The organism is Pleomorphochaeta sp. DL1XJH-081 (assembly GCF_049310885.1).
Taxonomy (GTDB): Bacteria; Spirochaetota; Spirochaetia; order Sphaerochaetales; family Sphaerochaetaceae; genus CAYZJV01.
Genome location: NZ_JBMDYO010000006.1, coordinates 70,499 through 91,250 on the forward strand (window position 1 = coordinate 70,499; position 20,752 = coordinate 91,250).

The 20,752-nt window shown below is 46.8% G+C and carries 19 protein-coding genes; 5 read left to right on the top strand and 14 right to left on the bottom strand.

The features are described from left to right. Positions 1–39 precede the first annotated feature (39 nt). On the top strand, positions 40–960 hold the full coding sequence (gene murB / locus ACODJP_RS10635; protein WP_422481306.1) for a UDP-N-acetylmuramate dehydrogenase: 921 nt from the start codon (positions 40–42) through the stop codon (positions 958–960). Here the strand turns inward: murB and ACODJP_RS10640 are convergent. Beyond that, complete coding sequence (locus ACODJP_RS10640) at positions 932–2,344, bottom strand: hypothetical protein (RefSeq protein ID WP_422481308.1); 1,413 nt, start codon at positions 2,342–2,344, stop codon at positions 932–934. The two genes, murB and ACODJP_RS10640, sit on opposite strands and share 29 nt — an antisense overlap. A 67-nt stretch (positions 2,345–2,411) precedes the next feature. Here ACODJP_RS10640 and ACODJP_RS10645 point away from each other — a divergent pair, with 67 nt between their 5' ends. Next, positions 2,412–3,746: an acetate kinase gene (locus tag ACODJP_RS10645; protein ID WP_422481310.1), complete on the top strand. Its 1,335-nt coding sequence runs from the start codon at positions 2,412–2,414 to the stop codon at positions 3,744–3,746. 60 nt (positions 3,747–3,806) lie between these two features. Here ACODJP_RS10645 and ACODJP_RS10650 read toward each other — a convergent pair whose 3' ends face one another. The 7 genes from ACODJP_RS10650 to ACODJP_RS10680 form a co-directional block, all read right to left on the bottom strand. Further along, positions 3,807–4,445 carry an AAA family ATPase gene (locus ACODJP_RS10650; protein ID WP_422481312.1) on the bottom strand — a complete coding sequence of 213 codons (639 nt, stop codon included), beginning with the start codon at positions 4,443–4,445 and terminating at the stop codon, positions 3,807–3,809. A 69-nt stretch (positions 4,446–4,514) separates the two neighbouring features. Beyond that, positions 4,515–6,029, bottom strand: a complete 1,515-nt coding sequence (locus ACODJP_RS10655) for a DUF1846 domain-containing protein (protein ID WP_422481314.1) — start codon at positions 6,027–6,029, stop codon at positions 4,515–4,517. A 25-nt stretch (positions 6,030–6,054) separates the two neighbouring features. Next, a complete protein-coding gene (locus ACODJP_RS10660) occupies positions 6,055–6,615 on the bottom strand; it encodes a DJ-1 family glyoxalase III (RefSeq protein WP_422481316.1) in 561 nt (186 codons plus the stop codon). After that, complete coding sequence (locus tag ACODJP_RS10665; protein ID WP_422481318.1) at positions 6,612–7,685, bottom strand: 3-deoxy-7-phosphoheptulonate synthase; 1,074 nt, start codon at positions 7,683–7,685, stop codon at positions 6,612–6,614. The genes ACODJP_RS10660 and ACODJP_RS10665 overlap by 4 nt, the downstream gene beginning before the upstream one ends. A gap of 62 nt (positions 7,686–7,747) precedes the next feature. After that, positions 7,748–9,511, bottom strand: coding sequence for an AMP-binding protein (locus tag ACODJP_RS10670; protein ID WP_422481320.1), 1,764 nt, complete (start codon positions 9,509–9,511; stop codon positions 7,748–7,750). Further along, a complete protein-coding gene (locus ACODJP_RS10675; protein WP_422481322.1) occupies positions 9,508–10,302 on the bottom strand; it encodes an MBL fold metallo-hydrolase in 795 nt (264 codons plus the stop codon). The genes ACODJP_RS10670 and ACODJP_RS10675 overlap by 4 nt, the downstream gene beginning before the upstream one ends. Continuing rightward, positions 10,299–10,637 (bottom strand): arsenate reductase family protein, encoded by a 339-nt coding sequence (locus tag ACODJP_RS10680; RefSeq protein WP_422481324.1) that lies wholly within the window; start codon positions 10,635–10,637, stop codon positions 10,299–10,301. The genes ACODJP_RS10675 and ACODJP_RS10680 overlap by 4 nt, the downstream gene beginning before the upstream one ends. A 135-nt stretch (positions 10,638–10,772) precedes the next feature. On the opposite strand from ACODJP_RS10680, the gene asnS reads away from it, so the two are divergent. Beyond that, on the top strand, positions 10,773–12,161 hold the full coding sequence (asnS, locus tag ACODJP_RS10685; RefSeq protein WP_422481326.1) for an asparagine--tRNA ligase: 1,389 nt from the start codon (positions 10,773–10,775) through the stop codon (positions 12,159–12,161). 5 nt (positions 12,162–12,166) lie between these two features. Here asnS and ACODJP_RS10690 read toward each other — a convergent pair whose 3' ends face one another. Then, the gene (locus ACODJP_RS10690; RefSeq protein WP_422481328.1) at positions 12,167–12,685 is read right to left on the bottom strand and encodes a helix-turn-helix transcriptional regulator; all 519 of its coding nucleotides are present in this window, start codon (positions 12,683–12,685) and stop codon (positions 12,167–12,169) included. A 141-nt stretch (positions 12,686–12,826) separates the two neighbouring features. Continuing rightward, entirely contained in the window at positions 12,827–13,351 is a 525-nt protein-coding gene (locus ACODJP_RS10695; RefSeq protein ID WP_422481330.1) for a YaiI/YqxD family protein, read from the bottom strand. Between the two features lie 135 nt (positions 13,352–13,486). Here ACODJP_RS10695 and ACODJP_RS10700 point away from each other — a divergent pair, with 135 nt between their 5' ends. After that, a complete protein-coding gene (locus tag ACODJP_RS10700) occupies positions 13,487–15,142 on the top strand; it encodes a diphosphate--fructose-6-phosphate 1-phosphotransferase (protein WP_422481332.1) in 1,656 nt (551 codons plus the stop codon). A gap of 139 nt (positions 15,143–15,281) precedes the next feature. Continuing rightward, a complete protein-coding gene (locus ACODJP_RS10705; RefSeq protein WP_422481334.1) occupies positions 15,282–16,031 on the top strand; it encodes a Rossmann-like domain-containing protein in 750 nt (249 codons plus the stop codon). A 99-nt stretch (positions 16,032–16,130) separates the two neighbouring features. On the opposite strand, the gene ACODJP_RS10710 is transcribed toward ACODJP_RS10705, so the two are convergent. From ACODJP_RS10710 to ACODJP_RS10725, 4 genes are read right to left on the bottom strand one after another with little or no spacing between them, the layout of a single operon-like run. Beyond that, positions 16,131–17,294, bottom strand: coding sequence for an ROK family transcriptional regulator (locus ACODJP_RS10710; protein WP_422481336.1), 1,164 nt, complete (start codon positions 17,292–17,294; stop codon positions 16,131–16,133). Between the two features lie 22 nt (positions 17,295–17,316). Continuing rightward, positions 17,317–18,489 carry an iron-containing alcohol dehydrogenase gene (locus ACODJP_RS10715; protein WP_422481338.1) on the bottom strand — a complete coding sequence of 391 codons (1,173 nt, stop codon included), beginning with the start codon at positions 18,487–18,489 and terminating at the stop codon, positions 17,317–17,319. A 3-nt stretch (positions 18,490–18,492) separates the two neighbouring features. Then, entirely contained in the window at positions 18,493–18,801 is a 309-nt protein-coding gene (locus ACODJP_RS10720) for a YhbY family RNA-binding protein (RefSeq protein WP_422481340.1), read from the bottom strand. A gap of 9 nt (positions 18,802–18,810) precedes the next feature. After that, positions 18,811–20,565: an AMP-dependent synthetase/ligase gene (locus ACODJP_RS10725; RefSeq protein ID WP_422481342.1), complete on the bottom strand. Its 1,755-nt coding sequence runs from the start codon at positions 20,563–20,565 to the stop codon at positions 18,811–18,813. Positions 20,566–20,752: the final 187 nt, after the last annotated feature.

Consider the following 20,752-nt stretch of genomic DNA (forward strand, 5'->3'; position numbering starts at 1 on the left):
GGCATTGTATGCCAAAAGGAAATGGGATAGTATACCCCTGTGGATACCACAATACGTAATGCAGATGAAAAAATCAATATCGACCACTTGGTGCATGAGCATGTAGCAATGGCCTCACTCTGTTCCTATGGTACGGGAGGAGAGGCCGACTTCCTCATTACCCCGAACAATCTTGGTGAACTCAGGGCAGCCCTACTGTGGGCAAAGGAACGATCCCTCCCCACAACTATTTTAGGTGGTGGTTCCAACGTTCTCATCTCAGATAAAGGGGTGGAAGGTCTGGTGATACTCACTACAGGATTAACTGAGCATCATGTGCGTGGTCGAATCTTTTGTACCCAGAGCGGCCTTCCGTTGGATACAGCGATCAATGTCGCCATAGAGCGTTCCCTGAGTGGCCTCGAACCTTTGGGAGGACTCCCCGGAACGGTCGGAGGAGCTGTGCGTGGAAACGCATCCGCCGGCGGGCTATGGATATCTGAGTTGATAGAATGGGTAGATTATTTGGATAAGGATGGCAGTTTCCATCGCTATCAAGGTATGGATGGCGGCTTTTCCTACAAGAAATCGCCCTTCACAGACTCCGAAAGCATTATCTACGAAATAGCCTTCAGACTCATACCGAATAAGAAGACTAGCGAAGCCAGATTGAGGAAGGAACAAAGCAGGATCGAACGGATGGAAACGGGACAATTCGACTTCCCGAGTGCAGGGTGCATGTTCAAGAATCCACATGGAATCTCTGCCGGACAACTGATCGATGAGGCCGGACTCAAGGGAAGGTCTTTCGGTGGTGCTAGGGTGAGCGAGCACCATGGTAATTTCATTGTAAACCACGATCATCACGCCTCTGCGAGTGATATCTACGAACTGAGCAGGATAGTTGAACATGAGATCGAAAAACGAAACAAGATCCACCTAGAAAGAGAGGTCATCCTCCTAGGTCGATGGAACAACTGATCCCTATTCCCCCCGTACTATCCAAGGTTACCGAGATATCTCCTCCCTTCAGCTCATGGATATAGGTCAAGTCCAAATCCACCTTTTCCGACATGATCTTGAGTTTTGTCTTGCAGACTCCCAATCCACGTATTTCAAATTCACAGAGTAAGCGACCATGCAAAGAGAATCCTTTAGACCACCTCAGTGTCGGTAAGAACGAGAGCTCAACAGCTACCATACGTATTGAGAGAGGAAAAGAGAGTTCTATCGCCTTCGATTGAGAGGCCGACCTATTGTTTCTTTTACGGTATCGTGCGGCGATACCAGCTTCGCCCCATGAGCCTTGGTAGTTACCGGCTATACTGGCAACAATACTCCGCTTCTGACTTTCTGCGGCATACACCGTCTGTTGCCACCAAGAATCCTGTAAGGAGGCATCCAGGGCGAACGTCTCCCCATCATAGGAAAGACCGACCGTATCACGTCTCATCGGAATATCGACAATCTTGGTTCCATTAGAATCAAAGACACCTACCCATGCAGAAGACTCTACACGTTCTAGCACCAACGAAACGTTATGGCGATCGATCTGCAAACGATAGAGGGAGGCTATGGCAGAACCCAATTCGCGATCACATGCAAAACGGATCAACAATTGAGGCATGATTGATACGCTCCAATCAGCTACCTCATAGTCTCCACTCCATGCAAGATATGATGAATACCCCTCGCCTATCGCCCTTGCCTTGTAATTGATCGTGTGGTCTCCTGAAGCATAGGATCCATGGTCAACTACTAGAGTAGCTAACCTCATAATACCCAATCGGTTACCTATCTCGACGAGCGCACCTAGGTTACCTCCCGCTCTTTCTTGTTGTGAGACTAGTCTGAAAAGATGGATACGAGTAAAATTAAGGTTCGTCATTGAGAAAATCCAAGATGCGTGGGAAAGGAGATCAAAATCCAACTTCACCACGTCCACTTGCCCATAGTCGCGTTCCTTAAGAGGATGAAGCTGGAAAGCGGTGGAAGAGAAGACTGCAAGACGGGGATCTCTTGAAATATCACCGAAGTAAAAATGGAATTTCGGCATCTTTATCGCTATAGCTATGACACCATTAATCCCAATAGTGACAGGGTTGTTATCCGTCATCTCTGCGCTTGCATAAAATCCCATAGAGAGTTCCATAGCGGAAATACCAACTTGGCAAGTCGTCTCCTCCAGATCCATAGACCAATTCGTCATCGTAGAAGAGAAGACCATGTTCATGTTTGCCCATACAGGGGTTGAGAGGAGTAGCATGAGTATTGCAACTGATGACTTCGTTTTATTGACCATGACCGAAATAACGACCAAATCCCTCATATTGCTTCTTATCCATTGATTTTTTAGCCGTGACATGTAAAAATAATTGTTGGCTGTACACAGTCAAAATAGTAATTTGGTCAAGTAGTACCAGGAGGTCGTAATGGTGATTCTCACATTGAATTGCGGTAGTTCTTCCGCAAAATATCAGGTGTATGATTGGAATAACAAAGAAGTTCTCGCAGTAGGTGTCGTTGAACGCATTGGACTCGATTATTCCGTAATAGAGCATAAAACCACCAAGAATGGGGAATATACCGAAAAAGTCTCTTGCCCTACTCATAAAGAGGCAATCGAATTAATCATCAAGACCTTGCTGGATCCATTGAGAGGAGTTATTTCTGATGTAAGTGAGATCAGTGCTGTCGGTCATCGCGTTCTCCATGGCGGCGAGAGGTTCAAGGAATCTGCGTTAGTGGATGACGATGTACTAGCCCACCTCAAAGAGCTCATTCCCCTTGGTCCACTCCATATGCCAGCCAATATCATGGGTATTGAAGCTGCTCGGAAAGTCATGCCCGATATCCCCCACGCCATCGTCATGGATACAGCTTGGCACCAGACCATGCCCCCCGAAGCATACATGTATGCTGTTCCCTATGAATGGTATACATCGTTCAATGTGAGACGTTATGGATTCCATGGAACCAGTTATGTCTATACTGCAAAAAGAGCTGCCGTCCTTTTAGGAAAAAAGCCCAAGGATACAAACCTGATCATCTGCCATATCGGTAACGGTGCATCGATCTCTGCAGTTAAAAATGGTGTTTGTATAGACACCACCATGGGTCTCACCCCATTGGAAGGTCTGGTCATGGGTAGCCGATCTGGAGATCTGGATCCGGCCATACTCCCGTTCATTATGAACCGCACCGGCATGAGTGCGAAAGAGATGGACAGCGCACTGAACAAGAAGAGTGGTCTTATCGGTATTTGTGGTATGAGTGACCGTCGAGATGTAAGAGACGAAGCAGCTGGCGGAAATGAGAAGGCGAAACTTGCTGTCGGAATCGAATGCCACCGTTTGAAGAAATACATAGGAGCATATGCAGCTTTGCTTGGACGTGTCGATGCTCTTGTCTATACCGCAGGGGTTGGTGAAATGGCTCCCCATATCCGTGAAGGGGCTACAAAAGATCTCGATATCTTGGGAATCAAGTTGGACCTAGATAAAAATAGGATTGCTCAATGCAGAAATGCTGAATTGGAAATCAGTACAGACGATTCTCAGACAAAGATATTCGTCATTCCTACCGACGAGGAATTGGTAATGACCGAGGATGCCTATGCATTGATGAATGGAACTTATGATGTCCACATGAACTTCACCTACTCGTTCCAACACAAGGAGTATGTGAACAAAGCCCGTGCTGCAGGATTGGAACAGGATCTTAAGAAGAAGCCGGAGTTGAAGAAGATATTGGCGTTACCTCGCTAATAGCCGGTGATTATTCTTCTGCCTTTGAGGGTTGCATCTGACTTCGGTTGTGGTGCAACCCTAAATTTTTTCCTCTCGGGCTTCCATTGCTTCAATGAATTGTTTGATAAAACCTGCCGTGCCATCCATTCCCAGAGGTGCTGAGTTTAACGTCATATCATAGAATGCTGCATTTCCCCACGTACCTGCCGCATAGTAGTCGTGATACTTCCTTCTCTCCTTGTCATATTTGGAGATATGGGAAAGAGCTTCTTTGATTTCGATATCTTCATATCCAGCGATACGTTGGGCACGGACTTCTTCAGGAGCATGGATGAATATGGAAACATGATGTGGATGTTCCTTAAGGATGTAATCTGAACAACGACCAACGATAACACATGGTCCCTCTTCAGCCAGTTGTTTTATTATCTCGTACTGCGTAAGGAACAATGTATCGCTCAGCGGCATATTATAGACTGAGGTGGAAGCATGTCCGAGTGTAGGAATACTCGAAGGGATAGTGTAGAGAAATCTACTTGCAGCCTTTTCATCGAGATTTTCCAAGACCTGTTTGCTCATACCGCTCTTCTCAGCAGCCATGGAAATCAGTGCACTGTCATAGAAAGGGATGTCACACTTGTCGGCGAGCAGTCTACCGATTTCACGACCACCACTTCCGAATTGTCTACTGATTGAAACTACCGTATGTATTCCCATACGTTCCTCCTTTCTGTACACCCTATTGTATCGTGATTATGGCTATGGTGAAAGGGGAAACTCTAATCACTAGTCATCGTGGAGATTGGCAGAGGGAAACTTAGGTTCACTGGTAGTATTCAAGCCCAACTTCCTCAGACCATTCGAATCCCCTACAGACGGCAAATGAGTAAGATGCACCTCGCATCCCCGTAATAATGGCAGCTTCTCAAGTGCAATTTGGGCAGAAGGATTTATCGGTGCACTCATAGCTAGACAAATAAGAGTCTCATCAAGGTCTAGACTTACCCGTCTCCCGCTCAATACATCCCTCTTGAGATGCCGGATTGACTCGATCGTCTGTTTCGGTATCAGGTCAATTGCCTTGGGTATTCCAGCCAACCGCTTCGCGGCATTGAGGACCAAGGCTGAGGAGGCATGCAGGGTCTCAGAATTCGCTCCGGATACGATACTGCCATCAGGCAATTCCATCGCCGCAGCGCAAACTATACCATCCCTTCCTTTCCCTTTTGTTACAGCAGCTTTCAGAGCAATTTCTGCTGCCGGTACGGTTGTACGCATCATCGGGTTCAGTTCTAGGTTCTCCATCAGTAACTTAATCCTTCCGATAGCCTCTTGAGTTCCGATTCCCCGTGCATAATCACAAGCCGCTGCAAAATATCGACGGATGATCTCTTGATATGCGGCATTGCGTACCGCTTCATCATCAACAATACCGAAACCACATCGGTTTACCCCCATGTCGGTAGGAGATTTATAGAAGGATGGTTGTTTGGTGATCTTTTCAATTATTCTTCTGAGTAAGGGGAATGCTTCCATATCGCGCGAATAGTTGACTGCATGTTCTCCATAAGCCGATAGCTGGAAGTGGTCAATCTGATTGATATCACCGATATCGGCCGTGGCAGCCTCATAAGCAACATTCACCGGATGTTCGATAGGCAAATTCCAGATGGGGAAAGTCTCAAACTTGGCATATCCGCTTTTCAAGCCTCTGCGATAATCATGATAGAGTTGGGAGAGACAGGTCGCCAATTTCCCACTTCCTGGACCAGGAGCAGTAACGAGGACAACCGGATGTTCAGTCTCAATATAAGGATTCGCACCATATCCCTCATCGCTTACGATCGTATCGACATCTGATGGATACCCATCCGTAGCCTTGTGGGTATACACGTTAATACCACGTCTGGTTAGGCGATTCATAAATTGTACGGCTGCCGGTTGTGCATTGAACCTAGTTATTACCACACGGGTTACGGATAAACCCCAATCGGCAAAATCGTCGATCATCTTGAAAACATCCGTATCATAGGTAATACCGAAATCACTCCGGATTTTACGCCTTTCGATATCATCGGCGAAAATACAGACAATCACATCGATCTTATCCTTGAGTGACTGAAATACACGCATCTTCACGTTGGGATCGAAGCCGGGAAGGACCCTTGAAGCATGGTAATCATAGAGAAGTTTCCCACCACACTCAAGATACAATTTTCCATCACACTCCTCCATCCGTTTCAAGATGGCTTGGGTCTGTTCCCTCAGATACTTCTCATTGTCAAATCCCGTGCGTGTCATCCTCTCTGTTCTCCCCTATTCTATATCAGTCTTGTGCTAGTATCGATTTTCCGATTTTCCGACTGATCTCGCCATCGGTAAGCTTCTGTATAATGGCTAGGGCGAACTCGATAGCACACCCTGCCGCACGTGCAGTAATAATATTCCCATCCACACAGACGCGCTCAGTACCGAAATCGAAATCGGGAGTGTTTGATTCAGCTCCCGGAAAGCAGACAGCCTGATGTCCCTCAAGAAGTCCTGCGGGACCAAGGACCACAGCAGGAGCCGCACAAATAGCAGCTATCACCTTACCGGTATTGGCAATCATCAACATCTTTTCATTCACTTCCCAGGAACCGGCAAGATTCTTCGATCCGAGGCCACCACCGGGGAGGACCATTGCATCGAAGTCTATTCCCACATCCTCGATAACGGTATCACAAGCAACCGTTATTCCGTGTCCACCAGTAATTTCGGTTGCCCCGACACCAGCCAACACTACGGTAAAACCCGCTCTTCTGAAAAGATCAACTGGTGCAAGAGCTTCGATTTCTTCAAATCCTTCGGCCAAGGGAACCAAAATCCGGATATTCTTGTTACTCATACATAAGCCTCCAATTCTTGTCTTCCTTTGCGCAATGCATTGCAGACCCGATTCAAGGTCTCAACCGTATCGTCCCACCCAATACATCCATCAGTGACAGATACTCCATACTGAAGATCCTTGGGGTTCTCAGGGATCGATTGACACCCGGAGAAGAGATTGCTTTCCAACATGAATCCTTTTATCTCATTCCTACCCCAGACAACTTGGTCAACTACAGCTCTGAGGACCCTTCTCTGTCGTTGTGGATCCTTTCGAGAATTAGCATGGCTACAGTCGACTATGATGGCTTTGGGAAGAGCCAATTTCTCCATAAGTTTAGCTGCGGCCTCAACATCCTCTTCATAATAGTTCGGAGCGTGGTCTCCTCCCCGAAGTATCAAATGGCCACAATCATTTCCCGTCGTCCGGTAGATCGCGGAATTGCCATGCTTGTCTATTCCTATGAATGCAGCACTCTGGCGTGCGCTCTTTATTGCATTAACTGCAGTAGCATATTCTCCACTGGTACTGTTCTTAAACCCGACCGCTACCGACATGCCACTCGCAAGTGTACGGTGAGTCTGGCTCTCAGTGGTACGAGCTCCTATAGAACACCAACTGAGCATCTCATCGATATACTGGGGAACAATGGGATCGAGCATCTCGCATCCCACCGGCAAACCCAGTGAGGTGATATCGATCAACAATTTCCTCGCGGTGGCGATCCCACCTTGGATATCATAGGAACCATCCATGTTGGGATCAAGAATAAGACCTTTCCAACCACCTATAGTACGGGGTTTCTCGAAGTAGGTCCTCATAACAACATACAATTGGTCCGAGACCTCATCGGCAAACTCTTTCAGTCTCTTGGCATACTCCAAAGCCGCTATAGGATCATGAATCGAACAGGGGCCTACAATCGCTAGAAGCCGCTTGTCTTTTCCCAAGATGATATCGTTCACTCGTTGGCGAGATTCGAGAATCTGTCTAGTCAATTCGTCAGATACGGGGAACTTTTCCGCGAGGGTTGCCGGACTGGCAAGTGGCTCTACTCCCTCAATCCTGATGTCTATATTTTTTTGCATGATGAGTCGGGGGCCTCCCTCCCCTGTATACCATAATGGATAGTCACCGACAAGCAGCGCGGCTACTCTTTAGTCTCTCCATCATTTTCCTTTCCTGCGTTCGTGTCTTCACCACGATGCCCAGTTAAGGTCTGTTTTATAGAATAGAGATATCGTTTGATCTTGAGTGTAGGAGTCCGTTGGAAGGGCTCATCCTGCAAAGAGACATCCCGTATACGACTAAATGAACTGAGTTCCTTGTTCACCTCTTCACGTACATGAGCAAGATACGTTGCTGCACTCTCCTTGGCATCGTTTACCGAAAGTTTGAGGTTTTCAGCCATAAGCTCAAAGTCGAGTTTGATAAGTGCGGCGAGACCTCCCTCTCCAGAAAGGACAAGGGATTCCTGGACATACGGCAGATTGTTAAAAATATTCTCGATTAACTCTGGATAGATATTTTCACCGCTTGGGCCGAGAATCATCGTCTTCTTCCGCCCTTTAATGGAGAGTCTGTGTTTCTCAATGATCCCCAAATCTCCTGTCTTGAACCAACCATCTTCAGTGAAAACCTCAGCGGTAAGATCAGGATTCTTGTAATAGCCTTGCATGACGTTGGGACCTTTCGCCACGATTTCTCCCACATGGGTTTTTGGATCGGGTTCATAGATCTTCAACTGTACACCTTTAACTGCATACCCCACTGTCCCCGGTTTAGTCTGTTTCGGTCCCGACCCTGCAAGAAGCGGAGAGGTCTCAGTCAACCCGTAACCGATTGCATAAGGAAACTTGGCCTCTTTAAGGAACTTTTCTACCTCATTATCCAAGGCAGCGCCTCCCACTCCGAAAAACTTGAGTTTGCCACCGAAAGTCCGCTTCAGTTTTTTACCGATAATACTGTTTATGAAGCGTCGCAGCAGAGCCTTTCCATAGAGCTTGGCGACCCGAGGATTCTTTGCAATCTGGGGAACGACCGAACTTCTGTAGATCTTCTCAATCAGCAGGGGAACTGAGAGCATGACATGGGGACGGATCTTTTTCATTGCAGGAAGCAAGATACTTGCTGCTGGAGCTTTCCCTAGGTAGTGGATCTCTGCACCCGTTATAAGCGGGAGGAGAAACCCTAGACTGAATTCGTATGAGTGGCTCATAGGAAGGATGGAGAGGAATCGCATACCTGTCTTAATGGTGAAGAATTGCTTCACACATGCTGAGGCATTACTTGCAAGGTTCCTATTGGTGAGCATTACTCCCTTGGACATGCCTGTGGTTCCACTGGTATAGATGATCGATACCAATTCATCTTCGCCTCTGGTTCTGCCCTCGATAGCCTTGGGATCACTCTTTGTACGTAACATGTCCCTGCCTGGTGCGTGTTGAAAGTCACGTTTTGTCGTAATCGTAGTCGATATCGGCAATGGGATATGAAAAAGATCCTCCATCCTCATGAGAAGGGAATCTTCTTTCGTCCAAAAACTACTGACCTTTTCAAACATCTTTGTAGAAACCACCAATGCCCTTGCTTCGCAGTGATTGATGATCGTCTCTATCTCACGTGATGAGAAATCGGGCAGTATGGGTACGGCAATCGCACCTGCGGAGACTACGGCAAGGAAGGCTACACCCCACATGGGTTGGCTCTCTCCCAGTACAGCAACCTTGTCTCCCGAAGAAATCCCCTCCTGCATGAGGTATGTAGCCATGGCATCGACTTTGCGTTTGAGATCTCCGAAAGTAATCGCACTTTCGTCATCACCTATGATGGTCATCGATAACCGTTGTGCATGACGCTGTGCCGAACGTTCCAGTATGTGACGTATAGTAAAAGTCTCCAATTCATGTTTCATGAGCATAACTCCCTCGGGTCTAGAGACCCACTATAAACCTCTCCATGGGCACAAACTACCCGTTTGCCTCCCCATTTCAGGTATTTTGTGCATAAAGATTCTAAAATTTCTGGACGATTGTTAGTCTTGGAAATATGGCAGAAGTAGACCTGTGTCGGCACATCTGTCCGGCACGAATTCAATAATCCAATTGCATCAGTATTGGAAAGATGCCCCGATTCTCCCCTAATCCGCTTTTTCAACCAGATGGGGTATGGTCCATTATCCAGCATAGGTTCATCATAATTCGCCTCTAGGAACAAGATATCGGCTTGCAATGCAAAGCGTGACATAATCTCATCGAGACGACCGGTATCAGTAAGTAAGGTAAATCTACGACCCCCCGATTCCAGATGAAACCCTACGGGAGAGGGACTGTCGTGGCTGGTGGGAAATGCGGTAATCGTGAAAGGGCCAATAGAAAAGGGCTCTAAGGAATCAAATAGGTACAATTGTCCAGAGGGAATGCCCAACTTCTCCAACTCAGGAAAAGATCCTTCTACAATCTTCTTGTGTATATATATTGGTTTGCCCGTCTTCCTCGCAAAGACTCCAGCAGCCCTACAATGGTCAGGGTGGAGATGAGTAATACACAAAGCCTGTATCGCACCAAACTCCATAGAAGCCGACTCTGCCCGCTGTTGCAATTGGCGCACAGAAAAACCAGCATCAAACATCACTGCCGATTCTCCCGATTGGATCATATAACTGTTACCCGAAGATCCGCTTCCCAAGACACCGTAACGTATCATGCATGCTCCCGACTTGCTTCCAAAAAGTCGGTATCGACTCCCTGCACAACCCGCTGTCCCAATTTCAACAAAGGTGTCTTCAACAATTCGCTGTGGAGCATCAACTCCTCCTCAGGATCATATTCCCGCCAGGAGTATCCACCCTTTTTATAGTATTTCGACTCTTCATCTATCAAAGATTCGGCATTCAGGGAGTTGAACACCTTCGCCCACTCTCCATCGGAAAGAGATCGTTCCTCAAGATTGACAAATTGATAGGGAATCGAACGTTCCTTGCAATATCGCAGTGCTTTCCGGGTTTGTGTACACTTTTTGGTTCCTATGATCTGCAGCACACGCTTCTCCTATAGTGGATACTATACTGGTTTGGCTGTGCAACGTCCAGTTGCCCGATGTAGCATTAGGACCATACTTGGTTGACAAGAATATGCCAGGCATGGAATAGTTGCGCTATCACAAGGAGTCTCCCGATGAATGACCGGATATCCCAATTGCTAAAAAGGGCCCCAAGCTCTGAACTTGTTGTTGTAGAGGGCTGGGTACGAACCAAAAGAGAGAGTAAGACCGTCTGTTTCCTTGAAGTCAATGATGGATCATGCCTTAAAGGATTGCAGGTTGTGATCGATCTTCAATCCTTTGACCAAAGTGAACTGCTTGCAAAGGTCACCACCGGTGCCGCTGTTTCTTGTACTGGTGAGTTGGTGGCCTCTCCAGGTGGAAACCAGGCAGTCGAATTGCAGGCAAGATCGATTGTCTTGCATGGTGAGGCGCCAGTAGATACCTATCCACTGCAAAAGAAACGCCATACTTTGGAATACCTTCGGGAGATCGCCCACCTGCGACCGAGAACTAATATGATTGGTGCCGTGGCAAGAGTCAGGAACGAAGTCTCATACGCCGTACATTCATTTTTCCACGACCGCCAATTTTCCTATGTGCATACACCGATTATCAGCACAAGCGATGCAGAGGGTGCTGGGGAGATGTTCCAAGTCACCACGTTCGATCTGGACAATATTCCTCGAACAGAGGAGGGTGCGGTAGATTATGCCAAGGACTTCTTCGGAAGAAAGGCCTCATTAACCGTCAGCGGACAGCTAGAGGGAGAGACTTACGCCATGGCCTTGAAAAACATCTACACGTTTGGACCTACCTTCCGTGCCGAGAACTCAAACACCAAACGTCATTTAAGCGAATTTTGGATGATTGAGCCGGAAATGGCATTCTGCACCCTTGAAGGGGACATGCAGGTAGCGGAGGATTTCCTCAAATATATTTTCGCCCACGTGCTCGACAATTGTTCCGAAGATATGGCCTTCTTTTCCCAATGGGTAGAAAAGGGTGTCGCTGACACACTAAGGAGTGTGGTCGAAAAACCATTTGTCCACATGACCTATACTGATGCGGTTGCAGAGTTGGAGAAAAACAATAAATCATTCGACTATCCTGTCCATTGGGGCAGTGACCTGCAGACAGAACATGAACGGTACCTCACAGAAGTGGTGTGCAAGGGGCCCGTAATCGTGACCGATTATCCGAAGGAGATAAAAGCCTTCTATATGAAACTCAATGATGATGGAAAAACCGTACGGGCAATGGATGTCTTGGTTCCCAGACTTGGCGAGATTATCGGAGGCAGCGAGCGCGAAAGTCGTCTTGATGTACTTACCGAGAGGATGGTCTCCTTGAATCTCGATCCCGCGGACTACTGGTGGTATCTCGATCTCAGACGTTTCGGTAGTGTTCCTCATGCGGGTTTCGGACTCGGCTTCGATCGGGCTATCCAGTACATTACCGGAATGCAGAATATTCGAGATGTCATTCCTTACCCACGGGCGGCAAAACAAGCCGACTTCTAGGATTTCTAGGGGAGCATGGAATTCAACACAGCATAGATAGCCAATTGCTGTAGCGACCGTGCTCCCGTTTTCATATAGAGATTTCTCTTATAGGTAATTACTGTGTGTTGTGATAAGCCCATTCCATAGGCTATCTGCTTTACCGAATCTCCACAGGCAATCCTCTCGAGGACCTCCCTCTCCCGCATTGTTATAGGATGAGGGGATTTTTCCGATACTCCCATGAACAGTGGACTATGTTCATACACTGCATTGAGATTCAAAACACGTCCTATGGTTTGCATACAACCGGTGAGTATCGTTGTGATGACAGGTATTCCTTGTGGACTTTTCAAACCACTACCTATGCGGACACTCGGAGACACAACCGCTACGATGGATTGACTTACCGCTTTTGCTATATGAGAGTCCTCCAAGTCACGATTGAAAGAATCCAGATCATTTTTAGAGCAGATGATAGGTACCCATACCGAAATGGAATCTTCTTGCCTTATCTGTATAGGCGCTCCGTTTCCGAATACCATGGTCTCTATCGTGATTTGCCCACGAAAGAATGGGAGGAACCAATACCGGAATGTTTCCAATATAATCCTATTGCTAGCTGATATCATAAGGTGTCTTTCTTGCACACCCCATTAACGGAAACAAAGGTGATTCTGCTTCAGCTAATCGGTTCCACGAACCTTGAGCATCCGTGTCAGTTCCCTATCGAGTGCATTGGCGAACGCTTGGATATCGCGAGGCCCCATTGGTCTTGTCTTCTCAACAAACACTCCATACTCGCGCAATTCTGTCATAAGATTTCTCATAGATAGGCGTTCTTTAACTGTCTCCTTCGTATAGGATCCCCCACGATCATCGATAACCACCATGCCGAGTTCAGCTAGTCGTGTAGCCAATGGTATATCACGGGTAATGGCAAGAGCTCCCTCTCCTCCGAGTTCCACCAATAGGTCATCGGCACTATCATCACCCTTCTCCACCACAATCATCTTGACTAGGGGAATACCATCAGGATCCAATAGACCTTTCTTCTCCAATGCAACCACATCAGGCAATGGACGATCTGCTGCAAAAATGGAGGATACCCTCCTTTTAACCACAGCCTTGAGGATAATTGTTCTCAGCTGACGGGGACAGGAGTCCGCATCGACATACAAAGCTGCCAGGGGTGTCTTGTGTTCAACCATGCGACTACCTTACCGGTCTTACCTTCATACGTCAATCCACAGGAGCCAAACCGATGGGTGCTCTTGAATCTCGTTGCGTAAAAATTATATAATTTTGGGACATACCTATCCTTAACCTACCATAGGAGTGCATCGATGGAACAATCACCATTACAAAAAGCGCGTTATGCGTACCAGCCAAAGCTTCCCGGAATCCTTCGCGAGAAGATCACCTCCCTTGAGATCGTAAAGGGAGAGAAGACTGCTTCTGCTACTGACCAACAGGATATCAAGAGCCTGTTTCCCCATACGTACGGTCTTCCAAGAGTTTCCTTCGCAAAGGGTGACAGTAATGCTACCACCAAAAAAATCAATGTTGGTGTTGTGCTCTCAGGAGGACAAGCTCCCGGTGGACATAACGTCATAAGCGGTCTCTACGATGCTATCAAGGGAGCCAACAAAGATTCCAAACTTATTGGGTTCCTTGGAGGACCATCCGGTATACTCAATGACGAGACACTGGAATTCACCGATGAATTCATCGACGGTTACCGCAACACCGGAGGATTCGATATTATCGGAAGCGGTAGGACCAAGTTGGAAAGCAAGGAACAATTCGCCATATGTGCTAAAGTGTGCCATAAACACGATATCAGTGCATTGGTGATAATCGGCGGAGATGATTCCAACACAAACGCGGCAGTCCTCGCGGAATACTTTTTGCAGACCGATGCAGGAATATCTGTCGTCGGTTGTCCAAAAACTATCGATGGCGATCTGAAGAACGAATTTATTGAGATTTCCTTTGGATTCGATACTGCCACAAAAACCTATAGTGAGTTGATCGGAAACCTGATGCGTGATGCCAATAGTTCCAAGAAATATTGGCACTTCATTAAATTAATGGGACGCAGCGCCAGTCATATCGCTTTGGAATGTGCCTTACGAACCCAACCCAATGCCTGTCTAATCAGTGAAGAGATCGAGGCAAATGCAAGCAGTTTGGAGGAAGTTGTCGATTACTTGGTCAATATCATAGCTAAGCGAGCGGACAATGGACTCGATTACGGAATCATCTTGATTCCCGAAGGTGTTGTGGAATTCATCCCAGAAGTCAAAGCCTTGATTGCTGAGCTGAATACACTTCTGGCAAAAGAGACCTCCGCTTACGGCGATCTGAAGACATGGAATGAACAGTATGCATTTGTAGCCGACCGATTGGGAGACGCTACAAAGGCAGCATTCTCATCGTTACCAGTCGACATCCAGAAACAACTTCTTATGGATAGAGATCCTCATGGAAATGTTCAAGTCTCCCGTATCGAGACTGAAAAGATGCTTATCCAGATGGTCGATGCAAAACTTGCAAAGTTGAAAAAAGAGGGTACCTACAAGGGCAAGTTCACTGGTTTGAATCATTTCTTCGGTTATGAAGGCCGCTGTGCGTTCCCCTCGAATTTCGATGCGGACTATTGCTATAGCCTTGGTTACAATGCATATCTGCTCTTGGCTAACGATTGCAGTGGATATATCTCATCGGTTACCAACCTTACCGCTCCGGCGAATGAATGGAAGGCGGGAGGATTCCCCATTACGATGATGATGAACATGGAAAAGCGACATGGGGAGATGAAACCGGTAATCAAGAAAGCCCTCGTAGAACTCGACGGTGCTCCTTTCCGTTATTTCGCTTCCCACAGAGACACATGGGCAGAAGAGACATCTTTCCTCTTCCCTGGAGCTATTCAGTACTTCGGCCCTTCCGAAGTATGCGATCTTACCACAAAGACGCTAGTTCTTGAGCAAGAGTAGCTTCAAACACGTGTTTAATATCGACCTCCGTAGGATATAAGTCTATTCTGCGGAGGTTTTTTTTCGGATAATATCTATTTGATAAAATTTTATCGCTTTACGATGAAGTTGGTGCTACCATATTCCTAGGGGGAATACTATGGAACTATATCAAAAGATCTTTTCCGTATTCGCCGAAGAGGCAGACCGTAGCTTAATCGATGAGATCCATATGGGTTTAGGCTACACAATGGTAACTTTACAGGACGGCAGAAGTGGTATATGTGTCACCTGGTGCGACCAGAGTCGGGCGTATATGGTAAATACCGACCCAAATGATTATGAAGGGCGTTCGGCATTACAGTTGCTTCGACATATCAAGGATGGAGAGCATCCATTCAGTAGAATGATGGCTATAGCCTTGGTAAATGCGTTGAATCAACGATTCGCCGCCAGCCTTCCTGAGACACCGCATGATTGGGCTAAGAGGCTTGATCTGGGAGAAGGGGCTGCAGTTGCCATGATCGGACATTTCTCTCCGGTATCAATGCGATTCGAGGAGATTGGAAGCACGGTCAGGATATTGGATCTTGGAAGAAACATCGGAGATCCAGATCAGTTCTATCCTTGGGCAATCAAGGAAGCCGACCTTCTTGCGGTCACTGCAACCAGCTTGGTGAACGGTACACTAGAACAGATTCTCGACAGATTCAAGGAGAGAACTCTCCCGGTATTGTTGATGGGACCGTCAACCATTCTCCATCCCGAGGTCTATGAAGACTTGCCGATCAATTATCTTGCAGGAAGTGCTGTCGTTGCAAAAAACGATATGCTAAAGGCCGTACGGAATGGACGAGGGACTCTGGATATCCATCACCAGGCAAAAAAGGTCTACCTGAATCTCGGATAGCGAACAGATTTTTTATTCAGACATCTCGACATCTTCACTTTCTTGTCCTTCGACCAATCCGCTCCAAGCTCATCCATGCGTTTATGTTGTTACAGAACTCTAGTTCGATGCGATATCGATGATTTGGTCCCAAAGCAAAAGATGATCTGTTCTTTCAGCAGAGAGCTTGGGTACGGAATAGAGTTTCTGCAGGAACATCATTGCAGCCCCTTTGGCCGCTGAATGGGGGTCGAAATGCTCTACATCCAAGATACAACCAATCCTTTCTAAGGCTCCCAAGAATTGGGGAACCTCCTCCTCTAATACCGTGATGAATCCCGTATAACCGGCAAACGGCTCACCTTGGATAAAACACTTCTGTGGATCCAGTGTCGAAACCACTGGAACAAGGGAGGAAAAGAAATCCTTTATAAACAGCCGATAACCGACTGGGTTCTTCGCGATATGCGAATAGAGATCACCTGGTAGCCCACTTTGACCTTCAAGTCCAGTCCTCCAGGAATTGGTAACCATCTCACCTGCATTCCAATTATGTCCAGCATATACCCGATTTTGGATAGCGATTCCTATACCTATTCCCAGACTATCGCTTTTTACGTATCCCTTTCCCGGCTCATGGTAGACTCCGAAAATACACAGAAAATCCTCCAACTGTTCTTTTCTATGGATTCCCAACTGTAACCACGTATAACAATTGGCATCATTGTCTACCAAGATGGGAAAGGAGAGCCTACTCGCCAGGTTTTCTCCCAGTGGATAGTCGTGAATATCGAGAGGAAGAGAATGAATGATAATACCCGCAGAAGAGTCTACCGCACCAGGTACACTAAGACAGAGAGCCAATATCGGCCTACGGAGTCGTTCCAGAACCCTACCTGCCGTTTTTAGTATTCCGAGAACAACCTTAGCCAGGTCGATCTTCGAAAAATTTCCTGAATGGGTATGCAGGACATTCCCAACGATATCCATCACTACGAGATGGAATACGCCCGGTTGTAAATCAATACCAATAACACAGCCAAATTGGGCATTCAACTGCAAGCCGACTCTGCGACGACCACCTTTATCACTTCCCGCCAGCAATTGCCCTTCATAGAGTACCTGTGATTCTATCAATGAACTGACGATATTGGTAACCGTGGAACGATAAAGTCCCAACATATCGGCAATTTCGACCCGACTGATACCTGGATTCTGCCAGATAGTTCTGGTTATAAGCGCGGTATTAGCGTTCCTTTGGTATTTGTTATTGTTGATTCCCATAGGCTTTCAACACATCATACCATCAAAGAAGTGCTTCAAGTAGGGAAATCGTTTGTTCTTGTGTTAATTTCACGGGGGAATTCCGACTGGCATCCTTCGATCCAATAGCGACCAGCTCTTCTTTAGTGAAACCATAATCACGCAGTGGTGGCAATTTTGCCAAACGCACCATTTGAGCCATATGTTCAATAACCCCTTCAGGTCCATCGACATGCCACAAGGCTGCTATCTTGGTCAACTTCTGTAAAAAGCTACTGTCCTGACCATGCTCCTTTGCAGCCAATACCATAGCTTTGTGGATAGGAACGATGAGGTTACCGCAGATCACCCCATGGGGAATACTATGGAGACCACCGATCGGTCCTGCAAAGCCATGGACATAGCCGAGACCTGCATTGGCTATCGCAACTCCAGATATATATGCTGCATACGCCATATCGGAACGTGCATCGAGATCATCCAGATTACCTTCCAACAATTTTGGTAAGGCATTACCAACCAAAGCAATAGCTTCCAATGCAAGCGAGTCTATGAATGTATTCGATTTCACCGATACATAGGCCTCTAGGAGTTGGGTGAGTGCATCTAAGGCAGATGCCGCTGTTACTGTTTGTGGTACGGTAATGGCCAGTGAAGGATCCACTACCACCAGATCAGGGATATAGGAATCGTGACGCAACGATTTCTTGAAGCCATTCGGTCCTACTTGGGCTATTACTGCATTCTTTGTTGCTTCGCTTCCAGTACCAGCAGTAGTAGGAACGGCAAATAGAGGCAATCGACCGGGTGGAGGGGTAAGATCACCCACTCCTTCTAGGAAACGCTTTACAGAAATTCTTTCTGTTGTTCTAGCAAGATACTTCGCCATGACTGCAACAGCTTTGGCACTATCAAGGGCACTTCCTCCCCCTACGCCGACTACAACATCACAACCATCGGAGAGGCAGCTATGTGATAATTCATCGATAGAACCAACCGAGGGCTCCCCTGAGACAGGATATGTGAGTACGGAGACTTCGCAATCCTTACACTGTTGGAGAAATGCACTGCATCGACTCCCCTGTAAAAAGGTCTTGCTGGCTACCAACGCAACAGTATGATACCCCAATTTAGCAAGATGTGAGGCCAGATCATCGAATACACCTGCACCAAAAGAGAGTGAACCGGTTGCAGCAATAGAGAAACGGGCATCCATAATCTACTCCCGGGTAATGGTCTTCGGTATGTGGATTAGCTGTTTGTCCTTGTCTTCATTCTGTCTGAAGATAATGGCCACATGACCGACAATGGAGACAACTTGTGCTCCTACCCCGCTCGCAAGGGTTTCTGCCAACTGCCGCTGTTCGTCATGGAAATCCTGAAATCTAAGTTTGATTAATTCATGCGCTGAGAGAGCCTCATCCAATGCTTGGGAGACCCGCTCATCCGCACCTTGTTTGCCCACCATCACTATTGGTTTCAGATCGTGGGCCCGCTTTCGTAAAAAATTTCGCGTTGCGCTATTCATAGCTCGATTCTAACGATCCTTGTAGACTTCGGCAACTACATGGCGCTTAATCTTTTTCGTACTGGTCATTTCCAGTGGTTCATCTGCTATGGTCAATCGGGTGATTCGCTTGTATGGCAACATCTCTTTATTCACCTTATCGACAACCTCTTGCATATGAGCTTGTATCCGGGTGGTGCGCTCTCCCTCGTCTGGATAATCCTTGGTCATCCCTTCAACAAACTTTTCTGTAGGATAGATGATTACCCGAATTCCCTCACTCTTATTCTTCTTATCCACGAGATACCCTAGGACACAAATCTGATCAATTTCATCATAGAGCTGGAACATGTCCTCTATCTCTTCGGGGAAAACGTTCTTTCCACCCTCGGTCACGATCAACGATTTTTTGCGACCGGTAAGATAGACATAGCGGTTGGCATCGATATAACCAGCATCACCAGTATGAAGCCAACCATCCTTGTCCAAAACCTCATCGGTGGCCTCTTGATTCTTGTAATAGCCTTGCATCACCATAGGTCCCTTGACTGCAATCTCACCGATCTTTCGAGAGTCGGGGTCAAGAATCTTCATTTCCGTCCTAGGCAGGATCTTTCCTACTGAATTCTCATTGTATGCATATACGGGGTTGAGAGTGATGATTGGGCTGGTCTCCGTGAGCCCATAACCCTGTACGAAGTCGATACCCAACTGATTGAATCTCTTGAAAGTAGAGGATGGCAATGGTCCACCTCCACTAATGCAGATACGGATATTCTCCATAGAGAGTTTGGAAAGGATTCCGTTGAACATTTTATGTCCTGGATTCACCTTAAAGACTTTCTTGATCAGTCCGCTAACGCTCATGAGGAATCGGATCAAACCATATACAACGATCCCCTTCTCACGAATACCATTCATGAGTCCCTTTAGCATCTTGTTAAAGAGCATGGGCACGGCGAGGAACATAGTAACTTTTCCCTGCTTCAATTCCTTGAGAATCTGAGTGACAATGAGCTTCTTGCCGAATACGATCTCGGCACCAACCGAAATAGCCTCGATGAATACTGCCAACATGGTATAGGAGTGGTGTATGGGCAACAAGGCATAGAAGACATCCGATGGGTAGAGAGTCATATAGGTTTGGGCCAAATAGCAGTCAGAAACCAGGTTTGCATGCGTTAGCATGACACCTTTGGGATTACCGGTTGTTCCGCTGGTGAACAGGATTGCTGCCAGATCTGACTCTGCTACATCATGACGTTGCTGTCTCTTTCCAGCCTTCTTCTTGAAAATATAATCGGGATGATTGGGCTCAAGGGAGATTTTTTCTTTCAGACCGACCTTGCCCGAAGCATCTATGGCATCAATCCTCTCGGCATCGACGAAAAGATGTTTCACCCCTGCGAATGTCATGAGGAAATCAATCTCTCCATCGGTCAATTGGTAATCGAGTGGGACGACTACCGCTCCTGCATACAGTGTAGCCAGATAGGCGATAGCCCATTCGGGACTATTTTTTCCTGTCACAGCCACTTTACTATCTGGACCAACACCCGATTCCACCAGATAATCCGCAACTTGCAGTACCTTTTCCTGTACTTGAGCATAGGTGAGACTCAACTCCGAAGGACTGAATGCGGTAAAGCATTTGTTTTCGGGGTACCGTTTGCAAGTGATATTGAACATTTGGGGAAGCGTCGGCCATTCACCGTTGAATTCGGTTCCTTTAAATTGCTGCAAAAAATCCCAGGGATTGCCCTGTTTCTTTCCAGTATCCGCCATAGTGCCTCCTCGATCTTCTTTCCCTCTCATGGGTAAAAATTGTCTTGGTAATATCATACGACCAAGCAACACGAAAAACAAGTCCAGAACGCTACAAAGTGTCGCTATCCGTCAATCTGTAAAAAAATATCCTCCTCATGCTGCTTCGGTACAAAGGTTGTTTCTTAGGTTGCCAATTATTGACCAA

Coding starts and splice junctions, on each gene's coding strand:
- ACODJP_RS10640 (WP_422481308.1), bottom strand. CDS start 2,344: ATGTCACGGCTAAAAAATCAATGGATAAGAAGCAATATGAGGGATTTG.
- ACODJP_RS10645 (WP_422481310.1), top strand. CDS start 2,412: ATGGTGATTCTCACATTGAATTGCGGTAGTTCTTCCGCAAAATATCAG.
- ACODJP_RS10650 (WP_422481312.1), bottom strand. CDS start 4,445: ATGGGAATACATACGGTAGTTTCAATCAGTAGACAATTCGGAAGTGGT.
- ACODJP_RS10655 (WP_422481314.1), bottom strand. CDS start 6,029: ATGACACGCACGGGATTTGACAATGAGAAGTATCTGAGGGAACAGACC.
- ACODJP_RS10660 (WP_422481316.1), bottom strand. CDS start 6,615: ATGAGTAACAAGAATATCCGGATTTTGGTTCCCTTGGCCGAAGGATTT.
- ACODJP_RS10665 (WP_422481318.1), bottom strand. CDS start 7,685: ATGCAAAAAAATATAGACATCAGGATTGAGGGAGTAGAGCCACTTGCC.
- ACODJP_RS10670 (WP_422481320.1), bottom strand. CDS start 9,511: ATGAAACATGAATTGGAGACTTTTACTATACGTCACATACTGGAACGT.
- ACODJP_RS10675 (WP_422481322.1), bottom strand. CDS start 10,302: ATGATACGTTACGGTGTCTTGGGAAGCGGATCTTCGGGTAACAGTTAT.
- asnS (WP_422481326.1), top strand. CDS start 10,773: ATGAATGACCGGATATCCCAATTGCTAAAAAGGGCCCCAAGCTCTGAA.
- ACODJP_RS10690 (WP_422481328.1), bottom strand. CDS start 12,685: ATGGTATTCGGAAACGGAGCGCCTATACAGATAAGGCAAGAAGATTCC.
- ACODJP_RS10695 (WP_422481330.1), bottom strand. CDS start 13,351: ATGGTTGAACACAAGACACCCCTGGCAGCTTTGTATGTCGATGCGGAC.
- ACODJP_RS10700 (WP_422481332.1), top strand. CDS start 13,487: ATGGAACAATCACCATTACAAAAAGCGCGTTATGCGTACCAGCCAAAG.
- ACODJP_RS10705 (WP_422481334.1), top strand. CDS start 15,282: ATGGAACTATATCAAAAGATCTTTTCCGTATTCGCCGAAGAGGCAGAC.
- ACODJP_RS10710 (WP_422481336.1), bottom strand. CDS start 17,294: ATGGGAATCAACAATAACAAATACCAAAGGAACGCTAATACCGCGCTT.
- ACODJP_RS10715 (WP_422481338.1), bottom strand. CDS start 18,489: ATGGATGCCCGTTTCTCTATTGCTGCAACCGGTTCACTCTCTTTTGGT.
- ACODJP_RS10720 (WP_422481340.1), bottom strand. CDS start 18,801: ATGAATAGCGCAACGCGAAATTTTTTACGAAAGCGGGCCCACGATCTG.
- ACODJP_RS10725 (WP_422481342.1), bottom strand. CDS start 20,565: ATGGCGGATACTGGAAAGAAACAGGGCAATCCCTGGGATTTTTTGCAG.